A 21539-nucleotide genomic window follows, 5' to 3' on the forward strand; every position below is an offset into this window, starting at 1 on the left:
CTTCTAACTCATAAACCTTAAGCATTTTATATTTGACTCTTTGGTAAAGTCCTCGAGCGATTAGTACTGGTCCGCTCCACGTCTCGCAACGCTCCCACTTCCAGCCTATCTACCAGATCATCTCTCTGGGCTCTTAATTCTTACGAATGGGTAATCTCATCTTGAGGTGGGCTTCGCACTTAGATGCTTTCAGCGCTTATCCCTTCCCTACATAGCTATCCAGCCGTGCTCCTGGCGGAACAACTGGTACACCAGCGGTAAGTCCATCCCGGTCCTCTCGTACTAAGGACAGATCCTCTCAAATTACCTACGCCCGCGACGGATAGGGACCGAACTGTCTCACGACGTTCTGAACCCAGCTCGCGTGCCGCTTTAATGGGCGAACAGCCCAACCCTTGGGACCGACTACAGCCCCAGGATGCGACGAGCCGACATCGAGGTGCCAAACCTCCCCGTCGATGTGAACTCTTGGGGGAGATAAGCCTGTTATCCCCAGGGTAGCTTTTATCCGTTGAGCGATGGCCCTTCCATGCGGTACCACCGGATCACTAAGTCCTAGTTTCCTACCTGCTCGAGTTGTAGCTCTCGCAGTCAAGCTGGCTTTTACCTTTACACTCTACGATTGATTTCCAACCAATCTGAGCCAACCTTTGAGCGCCTCCGTTACTCTTTAGGAGGCGACCGCCCCAGTCAAACTGTCCGTCAGACACTGTCTCCCTGGCCGATTATGCCAGCGGGTTAGAGTAACCATAAGTCAAGGGTAGTATCCCAACAACGCCTCAATAGAAACTAGCGTCCCTATTTCAATGGCTCCTACCTATCCTGTACATGACTTACAGGTACTCAATATCAAACTACAGTAAAGCTCCATGGGGTCTTTCCGTCCTGTCGCGGGTAACCTGCATCTTCACAGGTACTAAAATTTCACCGAGTCTCTCGTTGAGACAGTGCCCAAATCATTACGCCTTTCGTGCGGGTCGGAACTTACCCGACAAGGAATTTCGCTACCTTAGGACCGTTATAGTTACGGCCGCCGTTTACTGGGGCTTCAATTCATACCTTCGACTTACGTCTAAGCACTCCTCTTAACCTTCCAGCACCGGGCAGGCGTCACCCCCTATACATCACCTTGCGGTTTAGCAGAGAGCTGTGTTTTTGATAAACAGTTGCTTGGGCCTATTCACTGCGGCTGGCTTTTACACCAGCACCCCTTCTCCCGAAGTTACGGGGCTATTTTGCCGAGTTCCTTAACGAGAGTTCTCTCGATCACCTGAGGCTACTCGCCTCGACTACCTGTGTCGGTTTGCGGTACGGGTAGATATGACTTTACGCTAGAAGCTTTTCTTGGCAGTGTGACATCACGGAGTTCGCAACCGTAGTTGCTTCCCCATCACAGCTCAATGTTAAAGAGAAATGCATTTGACACATCTCACACCTCACTGCTTAGACCAGAATCCATTAACTGGCATCCGTTAGCCTACTGCGTCCCTCCATCACGATCATATCTAGTACTGGAATATCAACCAGTTGTCCATCGACTACGCCTTTCGGCCTCGCCTTAGGTCCCGACTAACCCAGGGCGGACGAGCCTTCCCCTGGAAACCTTAGTCTTACGGTGGATAAGATTCTCACTTATCTTGCGCTACTCATACCGGCATTCTCACTTCTTAACGCTCCAGCACTCCTCACGGTATACCTTCATCGCGGTTAAGAACGCTCTCCTACCATTGATAAAATATCAATCCAAAGCTTCGGTAATATGTTTAGCCCCGGTACATTTTCGGCGCAGGGTCACTCGACTAGTGAGCTATTACGCACTCTTTGAATGATAGCTGCTTCTGAGCTAACATCCTAGTTGTCTGTGCAACCCCACATCCTTTTCCACTTAACATATATTTTGGGACCTTAGCTGTTGGTCTGGGCTGTTTCCCTTTCGACTACGGATCTTAGCACTCGCAGTCTGACTGCCGAACATGTGTATTAGCATTCGGAGTTTATCTGAGATTGGTAATCCGAGATGGACCCCTCACCCAAACAGTGCTCTACCTCCAATACACTTACATTTCGACGCTAGCCCTAAAGCTATTTCGGAGAGAACCAGCTATCTCCCAGTTCGTTTGGAATTTCTCCGCTATCCACAAGTCATCCAAACACTTTTCAACGTGTCCTGGTTCGGGCCTCCAGTGCGTCTTACCACACCTTCACCCTGCTCATGGATAGGTCACTAGGTTTCGGGTCTACATCATGATACTAAGTCGCCCTATTCAGACTCGGTTTCCCTACGGCTCCGTCTCTTCAACTTAACCTCGCATCATAACGTAACTCGCCGGTTCATTCTACAAAAGGCACGCTCTCACCCATTAACGGGCTCGAACTTCTTGTAGGCACACGGTTTCAGGTGCTATTTCACTCCCCTCTCGGGGTTCTTTTCACCTTTCCCTCACGGTACTGGTTCACTATCGGTCACTAAGGAGTATTTAGGGTTGGGAGATGGTCCTCCCGGATTCAAACTGGATTTCGCGTGTCCAGCCCTACTCAGGATACTGCTAGGTATAAGCGCTATTTCGTCTACGGGATTATTACCCTCTTTGATTAACCTTCCCAGGTTATTCGACTATAATGCTTAAGTCCACGTTGCAGTCCTACAACCCCAAGAAGCAAGCTTCTTGGTTTGCCCTTCTTCGCGTTCGCTCGCCGCTACTTACGAAATCGTTTTTACTTTCTCTTCCTGCAGGTACTTAGATGTTTCAGTTCTCTGCGTTACCTTCACGTAAGCTATGTATTCACTTACGGATAACTGCTAGTAGCAGCTGGGTTTCCCCATTCGGAGACCTAGGGATCAATGCGTACTTACTGCTCCCCCTAGAATATCGTCGTTAGTCACGTCCTTCATCGGCTCTTAGTGCCAAGGCATCCACCGTGCGCCCTTATTAACTTTGCCATGATGATTTAAATCATCGTTTTTCAAGTATAAGTTTGTAAATTCTTTAAAATTCACAGCTTTTCGGTTTATTTATCGTTATTAGATATTGTTATTTAGTTTTCAATGTTCAAGTTTGAAACTTTCGTTTCAATGGAGCCTAGCGGGATCGAACCGCTGACCTCCTGCGTGCAAAGCAGGCGCTCTCCCAGCTGAGCTAAGGCCCCACAATCAAGAAGTTGATTCTTGTGTAGGTTTTTTACTAAACCCCTCAAAACTGAATAAAGTTGAATGCTCACTCTTGTATATATTCCTTAGAAAGGAGGTGATCCAGCCGCACCTTCCGATACGGCTACCTTGTTACGACTTCACCCCAGTCATCGGTCTTACCTTAGGTAGCGCCCTCCTTGCGGTTAGGCAACCAACTTCGGGTACTCCCAACTCCCGTGGTGTGACGGGCGGTGTGTACAAGGCCCGGGAACGTATTCACCGCGGCGTGCTGATCCGCGATTACTAGCGATTCCGACTTCATGTAGGCGAGTTGCAGCCTACAATCCGAACTGAGAATGGTTTTAAGAGATTAGCTAAACATCACTGTCTCGCGACTCGTTGTACCATCCATTGTAGCACGTGTGTAGCCCAGGTCATAAGGGGCATGATGATTTGACGTCATCCCCACCTTCCTCCGGTTTATCACCGGCAGTCTCGTTAGAGTGCCCAACTTAATGATGGCAACTAACAATAGGGGTTGCGCTCGTTGCGGGACTTAACCCAACATCTCACGACACGAGCTGACGACAACCATGCACCACCTGTATCCCGTGTCCCGAAGGAACTTCCTATCTCTAGGAATAGCACGAGTATGTCAAGACCTGGTAAGGTTCTTCGCGTTGCTTCGAATTAAACCACATGCTCCACCGCTTGTGCGGGCCCCCGTCAATTCCTTTGAGTTTCAACCTTGCGGTCGTACTCCCCAGGCGGAGTGCTTATTGCGTTAGCTGCGATACAGAGAACTTATAGCTCCCTACATCTAGCACTCATCGTTTACGGCGTGGACTACCAGGGTATCTAATCCTGTTTGCTCCCCACGCTTTCGAGCCTCAGTGTCAGTTACAGGCCAGAGAGCCGCTTTCGCCACCGGTGTTCCTCCATATATCTACGCATTTCACCGCTACACATGGAATTCCACTCTCCTCTCCTGCACTCAAGTCTACCAGTTTCCAATGCATACAATGGTTGAGCCACTGCCTTTTACACCAGACTTAATAAACCACCTGCGCTCGCTTTACGCCCAATAAATCCGGACAACGCTCGGGACCTACGTATTACCGCGGCTGCTGGCACGTAGTTAGCCGTCCCTTTCTGGTTAGATACCGTCACACGAGGAGCTTTCCACTCTCCTCGTCGTTCTTCTCTAACAACAGAGTTTTACGATCCGAAAACCTTCTTCACTCACGCGGCGTTGCTCGGTCAGACTTTCGTCCATTGCCGAAGATTCCCTACTGCTGCCTCCCGTAGGAGTTTGGGCCGTGTCTCAGTCCCAATGTGGCCGATCACCCTCTCAGGTCGGCTATGTATCATCGCCTTGGTGAGCCTTTACCTCACCAACTAGCTAATACAACGCGGGATCATCTTTGAGTGATGCAATTGCATCTTTCAAACTTAAAACTTATGTTTAAAGCTATTATGCGGTATTAGCATTCGTTTCCAAATGTTGTCCCCCGCTCAAAGGCAGATTCCCCACGCGTTACTCACCCGTTCGCTGCTCATCCAATCGGTACAAGTACCAATCTTCAGCGCTCAACTTGCATGTATTAGGCACGCCGCCAGCGTTCGTCCTGAGCCAGGATCAAACTCTCAAATAAAGTATTTAAGTCACCGAAGTGACTGGCTTGTCTTTCATTATTGATTGACAGATTTTTGATGTATTTCTACATCACATGAGTCATTCTTCTTTATTCAGTTTTCAATGGTCTAGCTCGCTTCAAGACCCTCGTCTCTCGCGACAACTATTATATTCTATCAAACCTAACTCCCCTTGTCAAGAATAAACTGTGACTTTTCCCCTTTTTTATTCAGTAACCCTCTCAAAACCCTCTGTTCTCACGTTTTCGTTTGAAAATTTCAGGTGTAGTTTTTTTAATTTATCGTGTTATTTCTTTTTTACGCCTTAGTGCAATATTATATATTCTAGTAGTATTCTGCCCAGAATGAATAGAAAAAGGCACTCCTTTTCGGAGTGCCTGAAACATTGACATTTGATAAAATATTAACGTTTTGAGAATTGTGATGCTTTACGAGCTTTCTTAAGACCAGCTTTTTTACGTTCAACCATACGAGCATCACGTGTAAGAAGACCAGCGCGTTTCAAAGAAGCACGGAAGTCTGGGTCTACTTGGAGCAATGCACGAGCGATTCCGTGACGGATAGCTCCTGCTTGACCTGATACACCACCACCATTTACGTTTACGAGTGTATCGTAGCTACCTTCTGTTTGTGTAGCTGCAAATGGTTGGTTGATAACGAGACGCATGTCTGCGTGTGGGATGTAGCTTTCTACTTCACGTCCGTTAACTGTGATTTTACCAGTACCAGGTACGAGACGTACGCGTGCTACTGCATTTTTACGACGGCCTGTGCCGGCATATTGTACTTGTGCCATTATGTTCGTTCCTTCCTGATTAAATCAAACCTGTGATGTCAAGGACTTCAGGTTTTTGAGCTGTATGTGTGTGTTCTGCGCCAACAAACACTTTAAGTTTCATGCCTTGAGCACGTCCAAGTGTGTTGTGTGGAAGCATACCTTTTACTGATTTTTCAATCAAACGTACAGCATTTTTTTCACGGAGTTCACCAGCAGTAACTGATTTCAATCCACCTGGGTGAAGTGAGTGTGAGTAATATACTTTATCAGTTGCTTTTTTACCAGTCAATTTGATTTTTTCAGCGTTAATAACGATTACGAAATCACCTGTGTCAGTATGTGGTGTGTATGTTGGTTTGTTTTTTCCGCGAAGTACGCTTGCGACAACTGCAGAAAGACGTCCAAGAGGAACATCAGTTGCATCGACGACGTACCATTTACGGTCAACGTTTTGAGCGTTAGCCATGAATGTAGTTTTCATCATTTTGGTTATTTTCCTTTTACTAGAATTTGTTTACAGCAGGTGTAAGAGTCCTGCAAAGTATTTTTGGGTTTCCGGGGCCACAAAAATGGGGTAAACAATACCGTTTATCATCATATCACAATCATGGTCGATTTGTCAATAACTTTTAGAAAATAAGCTAACTTTAAAAACGATATACTTTGGTAAGCGTTTTATCTCATGCAGAAGCAGGCAAGCAATCCTCTATGACATTATCTTAAAGTATGGTAGACTTTCTATATAAGTATTCTTTTTAATACAAACTATTTCATTTTTACCTTTTTTACTTTGCTTAATAAGGAGGATTATGTCACAATTTCTTAGATTATTTTTCGCTACAGCTCTCATTTTTTTATTTTTTGATTTGATTTGGTTGACCTTTATTTCTAAACGTATGTATCAAAATTTTATCAGCCATCTTTTGGGAGATACGCGCTTAGCACCTGCTGTCATATTTTATTTACTTTATACACTAGGCATGGTTGTTTTCATACTACTTCCTAGTATAGAGAAACAAAGTGCTGGTTACCTTTTATTCGCTGCAGCTCTTTTTGGTTTAATTTGCTATGCGACTTATGATTTAACAAACCTTGCTACTTTGAAGGGTTGGCCCGTCGGCATGACGCTTATAGACCTTGCGTGGGGAGTTTTTGTTACAACTTTGACTGCTATAATTGTTTATTTCTTTAATTTAATAATACTATCTGGAGGATAAGAGGATGAGTGAAAAGTTAGACAGTTTTCGTCTCACAGAGAGTTTTTTACAAGGCGCTAAACGAGTGATTGAGAAAAAACAAGAACTTAACAATATTAATATTTTTCCTGTCGCTGATGGTGACACTGGAAGCAATCTCTCTTCTCTAATGCAAGCAATCCTCGATAATGCGCAAGGAAATACTACTTCTATTAGTAATTTTCTTAATGAAATGGCCGAAGCTTCTTTATTAGGGGCACGTGGTAACTCTGGGCTTATTTTCGCTCAGTATTTGAGTGCTCTTGCCGAAAACTATCCTAAAACCTCGCATAAAGTCCAGGACTTAATCAATGCCTTGAATCATGCTGTGAACAAGGCTTATTCTTCCTTAATTGATCCGCGCGAAGGAACAATCCTTTCCGTTATGAGAGCATGGTCTAATGCATTACTAAGTGCTTCTCAAGAGGAAGAGCCGTTTAGAGAAGCACTCCTGTCATCAAAGCTATCTGCTAAAAAAGCTCTTACACAAACACAATTTCAAATCAAAGTCCTTAAACAAAATCAGCTAGTTGACTCTGGTGCAATGGGATTCTACTATTTTGTAGAGGGTTTTACCGAAACTTATTGTTCTGAAGGTAAAATAACTTATAAAAAGGAACAGAGCACTGAGCTCGTTTCCTCTTTACCTTCACATTTTGAAACAGTAGCTCCAACCTACCGTTATTGCTCTGAGTTCATCCTTAAAAACCCTCTCCTTTCAAGTAAGGAGCTACAGAACCTCCTTGAAGACTATGGTGATTCTTTAGTCATCATTGGCAATAGTGCCCAACTTAAAATACATCTCCATGTCCATAGCCCAGAAAAAATTCTCCAGTTATTAGAACCCTATGGTGAAGTGACTTATCAAAAAGTAGATGATATGCAACTTCAGTATGATATCACAAAGCATAGAAAAGCCTCCATTGCACTTGTTACAGATTCCATTGCAGACCTCCCCTCTACTTTTTTAAACAATCATCAGATTAATGTTTTACCAATGAACATCATGATCAATGATCAAGCCTTCCTGGACAAACTGACAATCCGTGCTACCAGTCTTGAGAACAAACTGGTTTCTCAACCCAAATTGAGTACCGCCCAACCCACTATCCGGACCGTTGATGCATTACTGTCTTTTTTAGAGGAAAAATATGAACATGTTCTTGTAGTCACCGTCTCTTCTAAGCTGAGTGGAACTAATCAGCTGATTAACCAACGGATTAAAGAAAAACAACTTTCTCCTAATTGGATACGAGTGATTGACTCTAAACTTAATTCTGCTGCTCAAGGGCTTCTTGTACAAGAAGCGTCAAAGTGGATTGAGACAGGAATGACTTTTGAGAGTCTTATATTCAATGTAGAAAAACTCAGAGAGCGTATTTTTATTTATGTTGCTGTTGAGGATTTATCTGCAATGATAAGCTCAGGTAGAATACCAGCAAAACTGGGTAAAATCGCGCAAAAACTCTCACTCCATCCGATTATCACCCTTGATTCCTCAGGAAATGGCCGTCTAGGTGGTCTCTCTTTTAGCCAAGAGGGCAGTATGAAAAAAATCAAGAAAAAGATTGACAAATTAGTTGCCAAAAATAAAGTTCAAAATTTAGCAATCACGCATGCTGCGGTTCCAAACAAAGCTCTCCAGTGGCGCGAGGAATTACTGGGTACTGCACAGCTCGATTTCATCGTCGAAAGCTCAACAGCTATTGCTATTAGTGCCGGTATCGGTAGTATAGCAATTGCTGGTATACAAAAGGAGAAAAATTTATGATATATGGCATAGTCGCATCATCTTTACTTCTATATTTTATCTTTTGGTTTATCTTATCCAAGGTAAATAACAACTACTCATTGGTTGATATCGCATGGGGCGGTGGTTTTGTGGTTGTAGCTTGGGTAGGTTTTATATTTACATCTTCTAGAACTTTGCAAAATGAACTCATACTAATTTTAGTTAGTCTTTGGGGTATACGTCTTTTCGTGCACCTCGCGCGTCGTAATTGGAACAAACCTGAAGACTATCGCTACGTTAATATGAGAAAGCGCTGGGGAAGTAAATGGGTGAACTTAAAAGCTTTCTTAAATGTCTTTATTTTACAAGGTATTCTCCTCTTCATCATTGCGCTCCCCGTCATCCATAGCTTTTCTGCAATGCCTTTGACTTTAATGCATTGGTGGAATTTTTCCGGTCTAATAGTGTGGCTGATTGGCTTTATCTTTGAAGCGGGAGGGGATTACCAACTAACTAAATTCAAAAAGAATCCTAACAATCATGGTACTTTACTTACCAGCGGGCTTTGGTCTGTAACCCGTCATCCCAATTACTTCGGAGAAGCACTGTGTTGGTGGGGCGTATTTTTGGTGAGTATTAGAAATTTTAGTGATAGCTGGCTTTTAATTAGTCCTTTGCTTATAACTTTACTACTCCTATTTGTTTCAGGTGTACCTCTCCTTGAGAAAAAATACAAAAATCGTCCAGATTTTCAACAATATGCTCAAAAAACTCCCAAATTTTTCCCATTTATTGGAAAAAAAGGATTATAGATTAGGAGGTCCGAATGTTTTTAGCATTAAACGAAATTCGCCATTCAAAATTAAGATATGCCTTAGTTATTGGCGTTATGTTTTTAATCGCTTATTTAGTTTTTTTCCTATCTGGACTCGCTTATGGATTGGCCCAAGAAAATCGTATGGCCGTTGATAAATGGAAGGCGACAGATATCCTGCTCTCCGACAAAGCGAACGATACTTTAACCCTGTCTATGATTGATCCAAATTTGGTAGATGAAGTTACAGCTAAAGATACTGCGGTATTAGCACAAACTTCTAGTATCATTTATAAACAATCAGATAAAAATGCCAAAGAAAATGTGAGTTTCTTTGGAATTGAATCTGATCAATTTTTAAAGCCGAACATCATAGAAGGAAAAAATTTTAAACAAAAGGGTGAAGTCGTTGCTGATATCAGTTTGAAAGATCAAAAAAATTATGCTGTAGGAGATAAAATCAAACTTGCCACAAATGAGGAAGAATTAACAATTGTTGGATTTACTGACAATGCTCGATTTAGTGTTTCTCCAGTTCTCTATACTTCTCTGGACACTTTTCAAACGGTACGTTATGGATCTTCTATGTCTATCCAACAAAAACCAAGTGTTAACGCCATTGTGACCAGAGGAAAAGTTCAAGATAAGCCTGCAAGCCTCCAAAAACTCTCGATAGGTAAATTTATCAACAAACTTCCTGGGTATAGTGCGCAAGTCTTAACATTCGGCTTTATGATTGGCTTTTTGGTCGTCATTGCTGCGGTCGTAATCGGGATCTTCATCTACGTTTTGACCATGCAGAAAATTGCAATTTTTGGAGTAATGAAAGCCCAAGGGATTTCTAGTCAATACATTGCTCGTTCGGTGATTGCCCAAACCTTTATCTTGGCTTTTACTGGTGTTGCAATTGGCTTTCTAGCAACGCTCGGTTCTGCACTTGTCTTACCGAGCGCTGTTCCCTTCCAAAGTAATCTACTTTTCTTTAGTGGTATCGGGATTTTGATGATTATCGTCGCGATTATCGGAGCTTTATTCTCTGTGCGAGCTATCGTAAAAATTGATCCATTAAAAGCAATTGGTTAGAGGAGGAAGAACGATGTATGCCATTGAATTGAAAAAGGTCACGAAATTTTTTAAAGATGGAGACGAAACGATTGAAGCTTTAAAGGAGACTGATTTCTCTGTTAAAAAAGGTGAATTTATCGCGATTATTGGTCCTTCTGGTTCTGGTAAGAGCACGTTACTGACTATAGCTGGAGGATTGCAAACACCTTCTGATGGTGAAGTGTTGGTTAACGGCCAGTCTTTCACAGGGAAAAAAGAGAAGGCACGCGCTAAACTACGCTTTAATGAGATTGGTTTTATTTTACAAGCTTCTAATCTTGTACCGTTTCTGACAGTAAAAAAGCAACTTGAACTGGTCGATAAAGTGATGAAACAGAAAGCTAGAGAAAAGGGGAGCGAATTACTTGCACAATTAGGTGTAGACGACCTAGTGGATAAGTATCCTGATGAACTCTCTGGAGGTGAACGCCAGCGTGTGGCTATTGTGCGGGCGCTCTATAATGACCCTGCGATCATTTTAGCCGATGAACCGACGGCTAGCTTGGATACTGAGAAAGCTTACGAAGTGGTCAAAATACTTGCCAGAGAAGCAAAAGAAAAGGATAAAGCGACGATTATGGTTACCCATGATTTAAGGTTAGTGGAGTATTGTGATCGCGTTTATATCATGGAGGATGGAAAATTATCAGAAAAAAAGACTAGCTAATTCATAAAGACCTTCTCGTTCTTTTAGGAAGGTCTTTTTATTATTTTTCCTAAATGTGAAGCAAGGTTTTTTGTTGGCTCTCTTTTTATGGTAGAATATTCTTATGAATATTGTTCTCAACTTGAACCAAGAAGAACTTGTACGTCTTAAAGCAAAGTATTATTCGTCAAGTCAACCTTCTAAAAATCCTTATATTACTTTTTTTGCTAAAGTAGGGAAAACTTCTATTTCCCTATATAATTCTGGCAAAGTAGTTTTTCAAGGTTCAGATGCTGAGAAATTGGCTGAAGATTTTGGGTACGTTCGTACACCGGTGCCAAAGAAACAAACTGATCTGATAGGAACTGATGAAGTCGGCAATGGTTCTTACTTTGGAGGTTTGATGGTTACTGCTAGCTTCATAAGTGAGGAGAATCTTCCTTTTCTTAAAGCGATCGGAGTTGCTGATTCTAAAAAATTAACGGATGAAAAGATTTGTCAAATTGCTCCGTCATTAATAGAGAAGATCCCTCATGTCGCCTTAGTGGTCGAGCCACAGAAGTATAATGAGGTTATTGCTTCTGGTTACAATGCTGTCAGTATCAAGGTTGCCCTTCATAACCAAGCTATTTATCTCCTTGAAAAGCAATTAAAGCATCAGCCTGAACATGTTATCATTGATGCTTTTACAAGTGCCACGAATTATCAAAAGTATGTTAATAAAGAACAGAACCATCCACTGACAACAGTAACATTACTGACCAAAGCTGAAGATCAATTTTTTGCTGTCGCAGTTAGTTCCATAATTTCACGTTTTCTTTTTTTAGAGAGTCTTAAAAAATTATCCAAAGAAGTTGGTCTGGTATTACCGAGCGGCGCTGGGGCCTTGTCTGATCAAGTAGCAGCGCAAATTATTAAAACCTATGGTATTGAAATGCTGGAACACGTGGCTAAACTACATTTTGCTAATACACAAAAAGCCCTAAAATTGGCTCAAAGATAGAAGGTAAAATTTATGATTAAATTTTTAAAAGAATGGGGTATCTTTCTCCTCATTATTGTCGCAATTATCCTTTCACGGATCTTCATATGGTCCTTAGTTATTGTCGATGGTCATTCAATGGATCCGACTTTAGCTGACAAGGAACGCCTAGCTATCGTCAAAACTTCCTCTATTGACCGCTTTGACATAGTGGTTGCCAAAGAGGAAACTTCTACAGGGGACACGAAAGACATTGTTAAGCGGGTCATTGGTATGCCAGGTGACGTCATCAAATTCAACAACGATAAGTTGACTATTAACAATAAAGTTTATTCCGAAACCTATCTCAATAATTTCCATAAGCAGCTTGCAAATGGGACTTTAGCTGAAACTTATGGCGCTTACCCCCTTACAAACAGTCTGACAGAGCAAAATCGTAATTTGTTTGTAAGTTTAGCTGAAAACACAAAAGCTTTCACGACTGATAGCACTGGAAACCCTAGTTTCACGGTGACAGTTCCTCAAGGAGAATATTTCCTCATGGGGGATAATCGAGTCGTATCGCAAGACAGCCGTGCTGTTGGAACCTTCAAACGTTCAGCAATTATCGGAGAAGCCAAGCTTCGAATCTGGCCGCTGAATAAAATTTCCTTACTCAAATAAAAAAACTACTGACCAAGCTGTCAGTAGTTTTTTTACTCCGTTTTCTCGTCAAAAATATTTCCCAACTGTACATCGATTGAACGATTTGCAATATCAATACGATCTACTTTGAGAATTGATTTATAATCCTCTACGAGTCGCTCCCCTTTAAAAGGTCCCTCTAGAAAAACAGCGACTCCTGCTAAGAAACAATCAAATTCATGCACTAAACTGCGCATCCCATTTATTGTCCCTGCACCTTTCATAAAATCGTCAACAATCAAAACATTTTGACCAATGGACAAGCTTCTTTTTGAAAGTGTCATGTTTTCTACACGCGAGCTGGAACCTGACATGTAGTTAACATTCAAGGTTGCACCCTCTGTGACTTTAGGATCACGTCTGACAATAACAAAGGGTACGTCTAAGATTTCAGCCACCGACTGAGCAATTGGTATTCCCTTTGTTGCAATGGTCATGACAACATCAACTTGCTTTCCATGATACTCATGGGCAATAATTTGCCCAATTTTACGTAAGTTAGAGGGCGTGCCTAAGATATCAGATAAATAGATATAGCCCCCAGGCAAAATGCGATTTTCTTCTCGCAAAAGCTCCGCAATTTCTTCACTCATCTCCCGTGAGCGCTCATCTGAAATATAGGGTGTAAAGCGAACTCCACCAAGACTACCTGGAAAAGTCTCTACCAAACCTACGCTCTGGTTCTCAAAGACGCGCTTGATAAAAACTAAATCTTCAGAAATAGAAGACTTGGCGACTTCATAATGCTTACTAAGTGTGTTGAGATTAAGCATTTGATTAGGATGATTGATTAAAAAGTTTGTAAAGTCAACTAAACGTTCGTTTCTTTTCATTTTTTACCCTATTTTCTATTTGATACGTTCATTATATCACTGTATTTCCGAACATTCAAGTTTCACATGAAACTTTTTACACTCTGGTAAGAAAATAAAAGTAGCATGACACACATGCTACTTTTATTTTAGGAGTAAATTTATGAAAAATTTTATTGGAATACTATTATGATACAGCACTTCTCTTAAATTAAATTTAAAGAAGCCACAACTCAAACTAAAGTTTACTGACCACTTTGTCAGTAAAAAAAAAAATCCGTCAGTTCTGACGGATTATTATTCAATTAGAGCTTATTCAGCGTTCCGACCGCTTTTAGCAATAATTTCTTCTTGTACTGATTTAGGTACGTCTGAATAGTGGTCAAATACCATCATGAAAGTACCACGTCCTTGTGTAGATGAACGGAGAGTTGTTGCGTAACCGAACATTTCAGCAAGTGGGATGAAAGCATTAACGATTTGTGATTTACCGTGAGCTTCCATTGAGTTCACTTGACCACGACGTGCAGTCACGTGACCCATGATATCTCCAAGGTTTTCTTCAGGAACAGTGATGGTAACTTTCATCATTGGTTCAAGGATAGCTGGTTTAGCAGTTTTAGCAGCTTCTTTCATAGCGAGAGATGCGGCAACCTTGAAGGCAGTTTCTGATGAATCGACATCGTGGTATGAACCATCGTAAAGTTTAGCTTTAATGTCAACCATTGGGTATCCAGCAAGGACACCGTTAGCCATAGTTTCTACCAAACCTTTTTCAACGGCTGGTACGAATTCACGAGGAACGACACCACCGACGATAGCATTTTCAAATTCAAATCCAGCGCCTTCTTCATTTGGTGTGAATTCGATCCATACGTCACCGTATTGACCTTTACCACCTGATTGACGTTTGAAGAATCCACGCGCTTGTGTAGAAGCACGGAATGTTTCACGGTAAGCAACTTGAGGTGCACCAACGTTTGCTTCAACTTTGAATTCACGTTTCATACGGTCAACAAGGACGTCCAAGTGAAGTTCACCCATACCAGAGATGACTGTTTCACCAGTTTCTGGATTTGTTTCAACACGGAAAGTTGGATCTTCTTCTGCCAATTTTTGAAGAGCAACACCCATCTTATCTTGGTCAGCCTTAGTTTTAGGTTCAACCATCAATTGGATAACTGGTTCTGGAACTTCAATTGATTCAAGGATGATTTTAGCTTTTTCATCTGTCAATGAGTCACCAGTTGTTGTATTTTTCAAACCAACAGCAGCAGCGATGTCTCCAGCATAAACGGTTTGAATTTCTTGACGAGTGTTAGCGTGCATTTGAAGGATACGTCCGATACGTTCACGTTTACCTTTAGAAGTATTCAAAACGTATGAACCAGCATCAAGTGTACCTGAGTACACGCGGAAGAATGAGAGACGTCCAACAAATGGGTCAGTCATGATCTTGAAGGCAAGCGCAGCAAATGGTGCATCATCTGTTGCTGGACGTTCGTCTTCTTCATCTGTATCTGGGTTAACCCCTTTAATTGCAGGGATGTCAAGTGGGCTTGGAAGATAGTCAATAACGGCATCAAGCATCATTTGAACACCCTTATTCTTGAAGGCAGAACCAGCAAGCATTGGGTAGAAATCAACATTGATGGTTGCTTTACGGATAGCAGCTTTCAATTGATCAACAGGAATTTCTTCACCAGCGAAGTATTTTTCCATGATATCTTCATCAAAGTCAGCAATTGCTTCGATGAGTTTTTCACGCCATTCGTTAGCTAATTCTGTGTATTCTTCAGCATTGAAATTAAGTGAAGCCAACTCAGCATTAAATTCGTCTGAACCTACAACAGTTTCTTTGATATCAGTACCAAGGTCGTTAGTATAGATTTCAGATTTCATAGTTACCAAGTCAATGATACCGATGAAGTCGTCTTCAGCACCGATTGGGATTTGGATTGGATGTGCATTTGCACCCAAACGATCGCCCAATGTAGACAATGAGTAGTAGAAATCAGCACCGATTTTGTCCATTTTGTTAGCAAAAACGATACGTGGTACACCGTACTCAGTTGCTTGACGCCATACAGTTTCTGTTTGTGGTTCAACACCTGATTGAGCATCCAGAACGGTTACAGCACCATCAAGAACGCGGAGTGAACGTTGTACTTCGATTGTGAAGTCCACGTGACCTGGTGTGTCGATGATGTTGACGCGGTTACCTTTCCATTGCGCAGTAGTCGCAGCAGATGTGATTGTGATACCACGTTCTTGTTCTTGCTCCATCCAGTCCATTTGTGATGCACCTTCGTGAGTTTCACCGATTTTATGGATTTTACCAGTGTAGTAAAGAACACGTTCAGTTGTTGTTGTTTTACCAGCATCGACGTGGGCCATGATACCGATATTACGTGTATTAGCAAGTGAAAATTCGCGAGCCATGTTGTTCTCCTATTTGATTTTAGTCATGAGAAATTCTCATTAGTTTTATTGTATCAAATTTATGTTTAAAAATTAAAACAAAACCGAGCAGGCGAGGAGCCCAAGCCCGGTAATTGTTCGTTTTTACATCAATTCGATGTTTTACAATCTTTCTGACTGTAAAATTCGATTTGCTAAGCAGATTCGAGGAAGAAGCTGCGACGCAAATTGGATCTTACCAGCGGAAGTGAGCGAACGCACGGTTAGCTTCAGCCATTTTGTGAGTATCTTCACGTTTTTTGACTGCTGCACCTGTGTTGTTAGCTGCATCCAAGATTTCTTTTGCAAGACGATCTTGCATTGTGTGTTCACCACGATTACGAGCGATTGTTACCAACCAACGAAGTCCAAGTGTTGTACGACGTTCTGGACGAACTTCAACTGGGACTTGGTAGTTAGAACCACCGACACGACGAGCGCGAACTTCAAGAACTGGCATGATGTTTTCCATAGCAGTTTCGAAGACTTCGAGTGGGTTGTTTCCAGTAGCTTCTTCAATTTGTTTGAAGGCACCGTAAACGATTTGAGCCGCAACACCGCGTTTACCATCAAGCATTACGCGGTTGATAAGACGAGTTACGACGATTGAGTTGTACATTGGATCTGCCAAAACTTCACGTTTTGGGGCACGATTTTTACGCATTCTTACTTATCTCCCTTCTTAAGCTTTTGGTTTTTTAGCACCGTATTTAGAACGGCTTTGTTTACGGTCAGCGACACCCGCTGTATCAAGTGCACCACGAACGATATGGTAACGTACCCCTGGAAGGTCTTTTACACGTCCACCACGAAGAAGTACAACACTGTGTTCTTGGAGGTTGTGTCCGATACCTGGGATGTACGCTGTTACTTCCATAAGGTTTGAAAGACGTACACGCGCGAATTTACGAAGCGCTGAGTTAGGTTTTTTAGGAGTCATCGTACCAACACGAGTTGCTACTCCACGTTTTTGTGGGCTTGCAAGTTTAGTTTGTACTTTTTTACGGCTGTTGTAGCCAACGTTCATTGCTGGTGATTTAGATTTAGTCACTTGAGCACGACGTGGTTTGCGTACCAATTGGTTAATTGTAGGCATTTTACTGTCTGCTTTTTGTATTTTTCCACATTTTATTTATGCGAAGCGATGAGAAATACAAAAGCATTCCTTTCTTTTTATTGGATGGCGAATCGCCAATTTTTTAGTCAGTATATGGTCGCTTAAGCCAAGTTCTGACAAGAAGTTTAGCAACTTATACAAGTTCTCCTGAGAGTCCAAAGTAAAAAGTACCGTTTAATATAATATCATTTTTTATAAGAGTTGTCAATCCTTTCTGATAGTTACTGATAATAGGGTCAGTAAATAAGAAAGTTTGCACCTTACTTTGGGCTTTTAGTCATTTTTTGATATAATCAGAACATGAAAAAAATAGTTTTAATCTTTTGTAGCTTACTGATGGGGCTGTCAGTAATGACAGGTGTCCAGGTACATGCAGACTCTACTTCTTCTAATGATTTTTCGGTCGCGGCAAAATCTGCCATTGCAGTAGATGCCTCCAGTGGCAAAATTTTATATGCACAAAATGCAGATGATGCAAGCACAGCGATTGCTTCCATCACGAAATTATTAACGGTTTACTTGGTTTATAAAAACATCGAAGAGGGCAAGCTAAGTTGGGATACCAAAGTATCTATATCGGATTATGCTTATGAATTAACACAGAATTCTAATGCAAGCAACATTCCCCTCTCTAAGGATGAACAATATACCGTTAAAGATTTAACCAACGCCTTGCTTTTACCTTCAGCAAATTCTGCAGCCGTAGCTTTAGCTGAAAAAATTGCTGGCTCAGAACCTAAATTTGTAGATATGATGACCGCCCAGATGAAGGCTTGGGGGATCACAGATAGTCACTTGGTTAACGCCTCTGGTCTTCCCAATGATGATTTAAATGGACACATTTATCCTGGTTCAGATGAAAACGCCACAAACACCATGAGTGCTAAAGCAGTGGCTGTATTAAGTTATCATCTTTTGAAAGATTTTCCAGAAGTTTTAAAAATAACTAAGCAAACCGAGCTTCCTTTTGATACCAACGGAGCCACAAAAACTACGCTCACTAACACCAATCAAATGTTAAAAGGTTACTCAACCACTAGAAGTGGTGTAGACGGATTAAAAACTGGATCAACCAGTTTTCAGGTCGATTGTTTTGCTGGGACCACCAATCAAAATGGTTTTCGTATTATTACAGTCGTTTTAGAAGCTGAAAATCCTGCTACCGACAATACAACCCCCTTCACCTTAACCAACCAACTGATGAATAATGTTTATGGTTCTTGGACCGCAACAAGTCTTGTCACCAAAAATCAACCCTTAAGTACCTTGAAGAATCTGCCTGTTACGGATGGGAAAAGTGATAGAGTCCCTCTCGTCGCTGCAAAAAACATCACTGCAGTCGTTCCTTATGCAAAAGATGGAAGTGCAGATAAAGATGTACTCTCTCTAAAATTTAATCATGAAAAAAATACAAGCATTGAAGCACCGATTACTAAAGGACAAGAGCTAATGACCGTTTCTGCTTCTGTGAAAGATAAACTCGGCTACCTGCCTAAATGTTCTGCTTACGAATTTCCGCTTGTTGCCAAACATCAAGTCGAACGTAGCAATCCTATTAAAGTGCTTTGGAATCATTTTGTTACTTTTGTGAACGAAAAACTTTAAATATTTTTACTGACAGCTCTGTCAGTAAAAAAAATCTGTCTATTATAGACAGATTTTTTTATCCTTTGGATTTTACAATCGCAAGTAAGATAGCCCCAACAACGAACAAAACAATTCCGATGGATACATAAACCATTTCTTTTTTTGTTTTCTTTTCGCCAAGGAAGAAGATTCCTCCTAAAGTTGAGATAATAATTCCCAGTTGAGAGAATGAGAAGGCAATTGCATTACCCGCTTCGCTCGCAGCCATCAACATGAAGATGTTACCGATTCCCCACATAACGCCGACAAGCATATTTTGGAAAACATATTTTTCCATTTTAATTTTAAAGCGACCCATAACAAGTGCACCTACAATCATCCCCACAGACATCGGCATGATAATAGTCAAAGTGTCAAAGTGAACATCGAACCAAAGTGCAGCCAAATTGTTAAATAAAATGACATAAATCACATATCCTAATGTCGAGTAAACAAGAGCTGTCAACCCTTTGGTCGAATTTTGAGGAGCATAAACTCCTGTGTTTTCTGGATCACGTTTTGATGAAAAGTAAAAACCAACAACCAAAACAATCATCGCAATAAAGCCAAGCACAAATTGAATATGTTGCGTCCATTCTTGGAAAGCAAAAACACCAATCAGGCTTCCGATTACCAACTGACTTCCTGATGACAGCGGACTTGCAACGGATACACCCATATATTTCATTGCATTAAATTGACCGAATTGTCCAATAGCCCAAAGCAAACCACCAATGAAACCAATTAAAAAGATTTGCCATGTCAATGTCGGCATACGGAACAAGAAAACAATAAGTGCAAAAACGAAGGCGCCCAAAGTCATACCAAGTGTTTGTTGTTTAGCATCCCCACCAAATTTGTTGGCCACAAATCCGATAGAACCCCAAGCAAACATTGGGACAAGCGCGAGAAGAACTCCTTGCATATCTACCTCTTTTAAAAATTTTTTTCTTTGCTCAAAAAATCAAGCATTTCTCTATTTTACTCTTTTTTCAAAAAAAAACAAGAGACAAAAGAATACAGTAAGTGAAACGACAGGCTTTAAGCCTCTTTTCTTTTTTCTAAAACAATTAAAAAAGGAGGGGTATGAATCTGGTTGAGAGGGGCATAGGACATGACTTCCCAACATTCTTGAGGTAAAGAGGTCACCCAGTTAACCACGGCTGTTTTTTCAGCTTCTCCACCTTCATGCCCATAATATACCATGACTGCAATACGACCTCCCACTTTCAACTGTTTAGCTAATGCTGACAGCGCCGTCAGCGTAGTTTCAGGACGCGTGATCAATTTTTTATCTGCTTTAGGCAGGTATCCGAGATTAAAAATCGCTGCGGTAACGGGCTTCTTTACATATTGACCTACAGTTTCATGGCCACTATGGATGAGATGCACAGTTGAATGGGAAGCGAGTTCTTTTCTCCCTTCTTCTAAAAAATCAGAGAGGATCCCTGCCTGATTAAGCCGTTTTTCAGTCATTTCAAGTGCCGTTTTTTGAATATCAAAAGCATATACTTCTGCTTGAAGCATGGCTAAAAAAAGCGTATCATAACCATTTCCCATCGTAGCATCTACTACAACATCTTTAGGGTTAATAACCTCGGCTAATAACTCATGTGCCATTTCTAAAGGCTTTAACATTTTTCTCCAATCTATTAACTACTGATTAAAATTATCAAACCATAATTTGTCGCGTGATTACTGACCAGCCGGTCAGTAATCCTTTTACCCTTAAACGTATAATTTTTTCATAATTATTCATGAAAATACACCAAAAAAGAGGCAATGATCCTCTTTATATTAGTAAGTTACGTGTTCGGTTTGTCGAATATCTTTACAACCTTGCACGGCACCCCGTCGCTCCATTTCTGCGTCAATACTATTGAGTACTTCCCATTTTTTAAGTGACCACATTGGCCCTATAATAAGATCGCGTGGCGCATCTCCTGTTAAACGGTGTATAACAATATCTTTTGGAATCAACTCCAATTGGTCACAAATTACTTGCACATAGTCCTCTTGGTTCATCAACTGGAGACGCCCCTCATGGTAATCACGTTGTAAGCGTGTTTGTTTCATGAGGTGAAGTAAATGAAGTTTTACGCCTTGAATATCAGAATCTAAAATCATCCGACGAACATTTTCTCGCATCATCTCTGGCGTTTCACCTGGTAAACCATTAATCAAATGTGTACAAACATTAATCCCATGGACTCTCAAACGCTTAACCGCATCTACATAGGTTGCATAATCATGCGCACGATTTATCATTTCAGAAGTCTCTTCATAGGTAGTCTGCAGCCCCAAATCAATCCACACCTCCATGCGCTCATTTAACTCTGCCAAATACTCTACCACATCCTCTGGTAAACAATCTGGTCGCGTACCAATTGATATCCCCACAACGTCAGGTTGACTTACTGCTTGTTCAAAACGTTCACGGAGTACCTCAACAGGGGCATGTGTATTCGTGAAATTTTGGAAATAAACAATATATTTTTTAACGCCAGGCCACTTCTTATGAAATTGTTTAACCTCTGCCGCAAATTGATCCGCAATTGGCGCCTCCGGCTCCAAAATCATATCCCCAGAACCAGAAACCGTACAAAATGTACAACCTCCATGCGCCACCGTCCCATCCCGATTGGGACAATCAAACCCCGCATCAATAGGGACCTTAAATATTTTTTCACCAAAATTTTTGCGCAGATACTCATTCCACGTCGTATATCTTTTTTGCATTCTATCCCTCAGTCAAAATATAAA

17 protein-coding genes, 1 tRNA gene and 2 rRNA genes are annotated in these 21539 nt (G+C 41.4%); 8 read left to right on the forward strand and 12 right to left on the reverse strand.

What is annotated here, in order from left to right; translation table 11 throughout:
* Positions 1-40: 40 nt before the first annotated feature.
* The 5 genes from JW886_RS00935 to rplM all read right to left on the reverse strand — a co-directional run bounded on the left by JW886_RS00935 (position 41) and on the right by rplM (position 6048).
* Positions 41-2941, reverse strand: a 23S ribosomal RNA gene (locus tag JW886_RS00935).
* A gap of 133 nt (positions 2942-3074) precedes the next feature.
* Positions 3075-3147: transfer RNA gene (locus JW886_RS00940), tRNA-Ala, on the reverse strand.
* A gap of 91 nt (positions 3148-3238) precedes the next feature.
* Positions 3239-4785: ribosomal RNA gene (locus tag JW886_RS00945) — 16S ribosomal RNA — on the reverse strand.
* Together the 16S and 23S rRNA genes with 1 tRNA gene alongside form the textbook arrangement of a ribosomal RNA operon.
* 404 nt (positions 4786-5189) lie before the next feature.
* Complete coding sequence (gene rpsI / locus JW886_RS00950; RefSeq protein ID WP_075525356.1) at positions 5190-5582, reverse strand: 30S ribosomal protein S9; 393 nt, start codon at positions 5580-5582, stop codon at positions 5190-5192.
* Between the two features lie 19 nt (positions 5583-5601).
* Positions 5602-6048 carry a 50S ribosomal protein L13 gene (gene rplM / locus JW886_RS00955; protein WP_075525357.1) on the reverse strand — a complete coding sequence of 149 codons (447 nt, stop codon included), beginning with the start codon at positions 6046-6048 and terminating at the stop codon, positions 5602-5604.
* A 325-nt stretch (positions 6049-6373) separates the two neighbouring features.
* Here rplM and JW886_RS00960 point away from each other — a divergent pair, with 325 nt between their 5' ends.
* From JW886_RS00960 to lepB, 7 genes are all read left to right on the forward strand, one after another.
* On the forward strand, positions 6374-6781 hold the full coding sequence (locus JW886_RS00960; protein ID WP_205872067.1) for a DUF2177 family protein: 408 nt from the start codon (positions 6374-6376) through the stop codon (positions 6779-6781).
* Positions 6782-6785: 4 nt separating this feature from the next.
* Positions 6786-8570 (forward strand): DegV family protein, encoded by a 1785-nt coding sequence (locus JW886_RS00965; RefSeq protein ID WP_205872068.1) that lies wholly within the window; start codon positions 6786-6788, stop codon positions 8568-8570.
* The gene (locus JW886_RS00970) at positions 8567-9343 is read left to right on the forward strand and encodes a DUF1295 domain-containing protein (RefSeq protein WP_200407798.1); all 777 of its coding nucleotides are present in this window, start codon (positions 8567-8569) and stop codon (positions 9341-9343) included. Before JW886_RS00965 ends, JW886_RS00970 begins: the two co-directional genes overlap by 4 nt.
* A 14-nt stretch (positions 9344-9357) precedes the next feature.
* Entirely contained in the window at positions 9358-10428 is a 1071-nt protein-coding gene (locus JW886_RS00975) for an ABC transporter permease (RefSeq protein ID WP_205872069.1), read from the forward strand.
* 13 nt (positions 10429-10441) lie between these two features.
* Positions 10442-11116, forward strand: coding sequence for an ABC transporter ATP-binding protein (locus JW886_RS00980; RefSeq protein WP_205872070.1), 675 nt, complete (start codon positions 10442-10444; stop codon positions 11114-11116).
* Between the two features lie 103 nt (positions 11117-11219).
* Positions 11220-12098: a ribonuclease HIII gene (rnhC, locus tag JW886_RS00985; protein ID WP_205872071.1), complete on the forward strand. Its 879-nt coding sequence runs from the start codon at positions 11220-11222 to the stop codon at positions 12096-12098.
* Positions 12099-12110: 12 nt separating this feature from the next.
* Positions 12111-12740 carry a signal peptidase I gene (gene lepB, locus JW886_RS00990; RefSeq protein WP_205872072.1) on the forward strand — a complete coding sequence of 210 codons (630 nt, stop codon included), beginning with the start codon at positions 12111-12113 and terminating at the stop codon, positions 12738-12740.
* Between the two features lie 32 nt (positions 12741-12772).
* On the opposite strand, the gene purR is transcribed toward lepB, so the two are convergent.
* The 4 genes from purR to rpsL form a co-directional block, all read right to left on the reverse strand.
* Positions 12773-13594: a pur operon repressor gene (purR, locus tag JW886_RS00995; protein WP_075525365.1), complete on the reverse strand. Its 822-nt coding sequence runs from the start codon at positions 13592-13594 to the stop codon at positions 12773-12775.
* A gap of 291 nt (positions 13595-13885) precedes the next feature.
* Positions 13886-16015: an elongation factor G gene (gene fusA / locus JW886_RS01000; RefSeq protein WP_075525366.1), complete on the reverse strand. Its 2130-nt coding sequence runs from the start codon at positions 16013-16015 to the stop codon at positions 13886-13888.
* A 214-nt stretch (positions 16016-16229) separates the two neighbouring features.
* The gene (gene rpsG, locus JW886_RS01005; RefSeq protein WP_003129876.1) at positions 16230-16697 is read right to left on the reverse strand and encodes a 30S ribosomal protein S7; all 468 of its coding nucleotides are present in this window, start codon (positions 16695-16697) and stop codon (positions 16230-16232) included.
* Between the two features lie 18 nt (positions 16698-16715).
* On the reverse strand, positions 16716-17129 hold the full coding sequence (gene rpsL, locus JW886_RS01010) for a 30S ribosomal protein S12 (protein ID WP_003129874.1): 414 nt from the start codon (positions 17127-17129) through the stop codon (positions 16716-16718).
* A 321-nt stretch (positions 17130-17450) separates the two neighbouring features.
* Here rpsL and JW886_RS01015 point away from each other — a divergent pair, with 321 nt between their 5' ends.
* Positions 17451-18755, forward strand: coding sequence for a serine hydrolase (locus JW886_RS01015; RefSeq protein ID WP_205872073.1), 1305 nt, complete (start codon positions 17451-17453; stop codon positions 18753-18755).
* Between the two features lie 58 nt (positions 18756-18813).
* Here JW886_RS01015 and JW886_RS01020 read toward each other — a convergent pair whose 3' ends face one another.
* From JW886_RS01020 to mnmL, 3 genes are all read right to left on the reverse strand, one after another.
* On the reverse strand, positions 18814-19701 hold the full coding sequence (locus tag JW886_RS01020; protein ID WP_075525368.1) for a GRP family sugar transporter: 888 nt from the start codon (positions 19699-19701) through the stop codon (positions 18814-18816).
* Between the two features lie 116 nt (positions 19702-19817).
* Complete coding sequence (mnmM, locus tag JW886_RS01025) at positions 19818-20414, reverse strand: tRNA 5-(aminomethyl)-2-thiouridylate-methyltransferase MnmM (RefSeq protein WP_205872074.1); 597 nt, start codon at positions 20412-20414, stop codon at positions 19818-19820.
* A gap of 159 nt (positions 20415-20573) precedes the next feature.
* Positions 20574-21515, reverse strand: a complete 942-nt coding sequence (mnmL, locus tag JW886_RS01030) for a tRNA modification radical SAM protein MnmL/YtqA (RefSeq protein ID WP_205872075.1) — start codon at positions 21513-21515, stop codon at positions 20574-20576.
* Positions 21516-21539 lie beyond the last annotated feature (24 nt).

The organism is Lactococcus taiwanensis, from assembly GCF_017068355.1.
GTDB lineage: Bacteria > Bacillota > Bacilli > Lactobacillales > Streptococcaceae > Lactococcus > Lactococcus taiwanensis.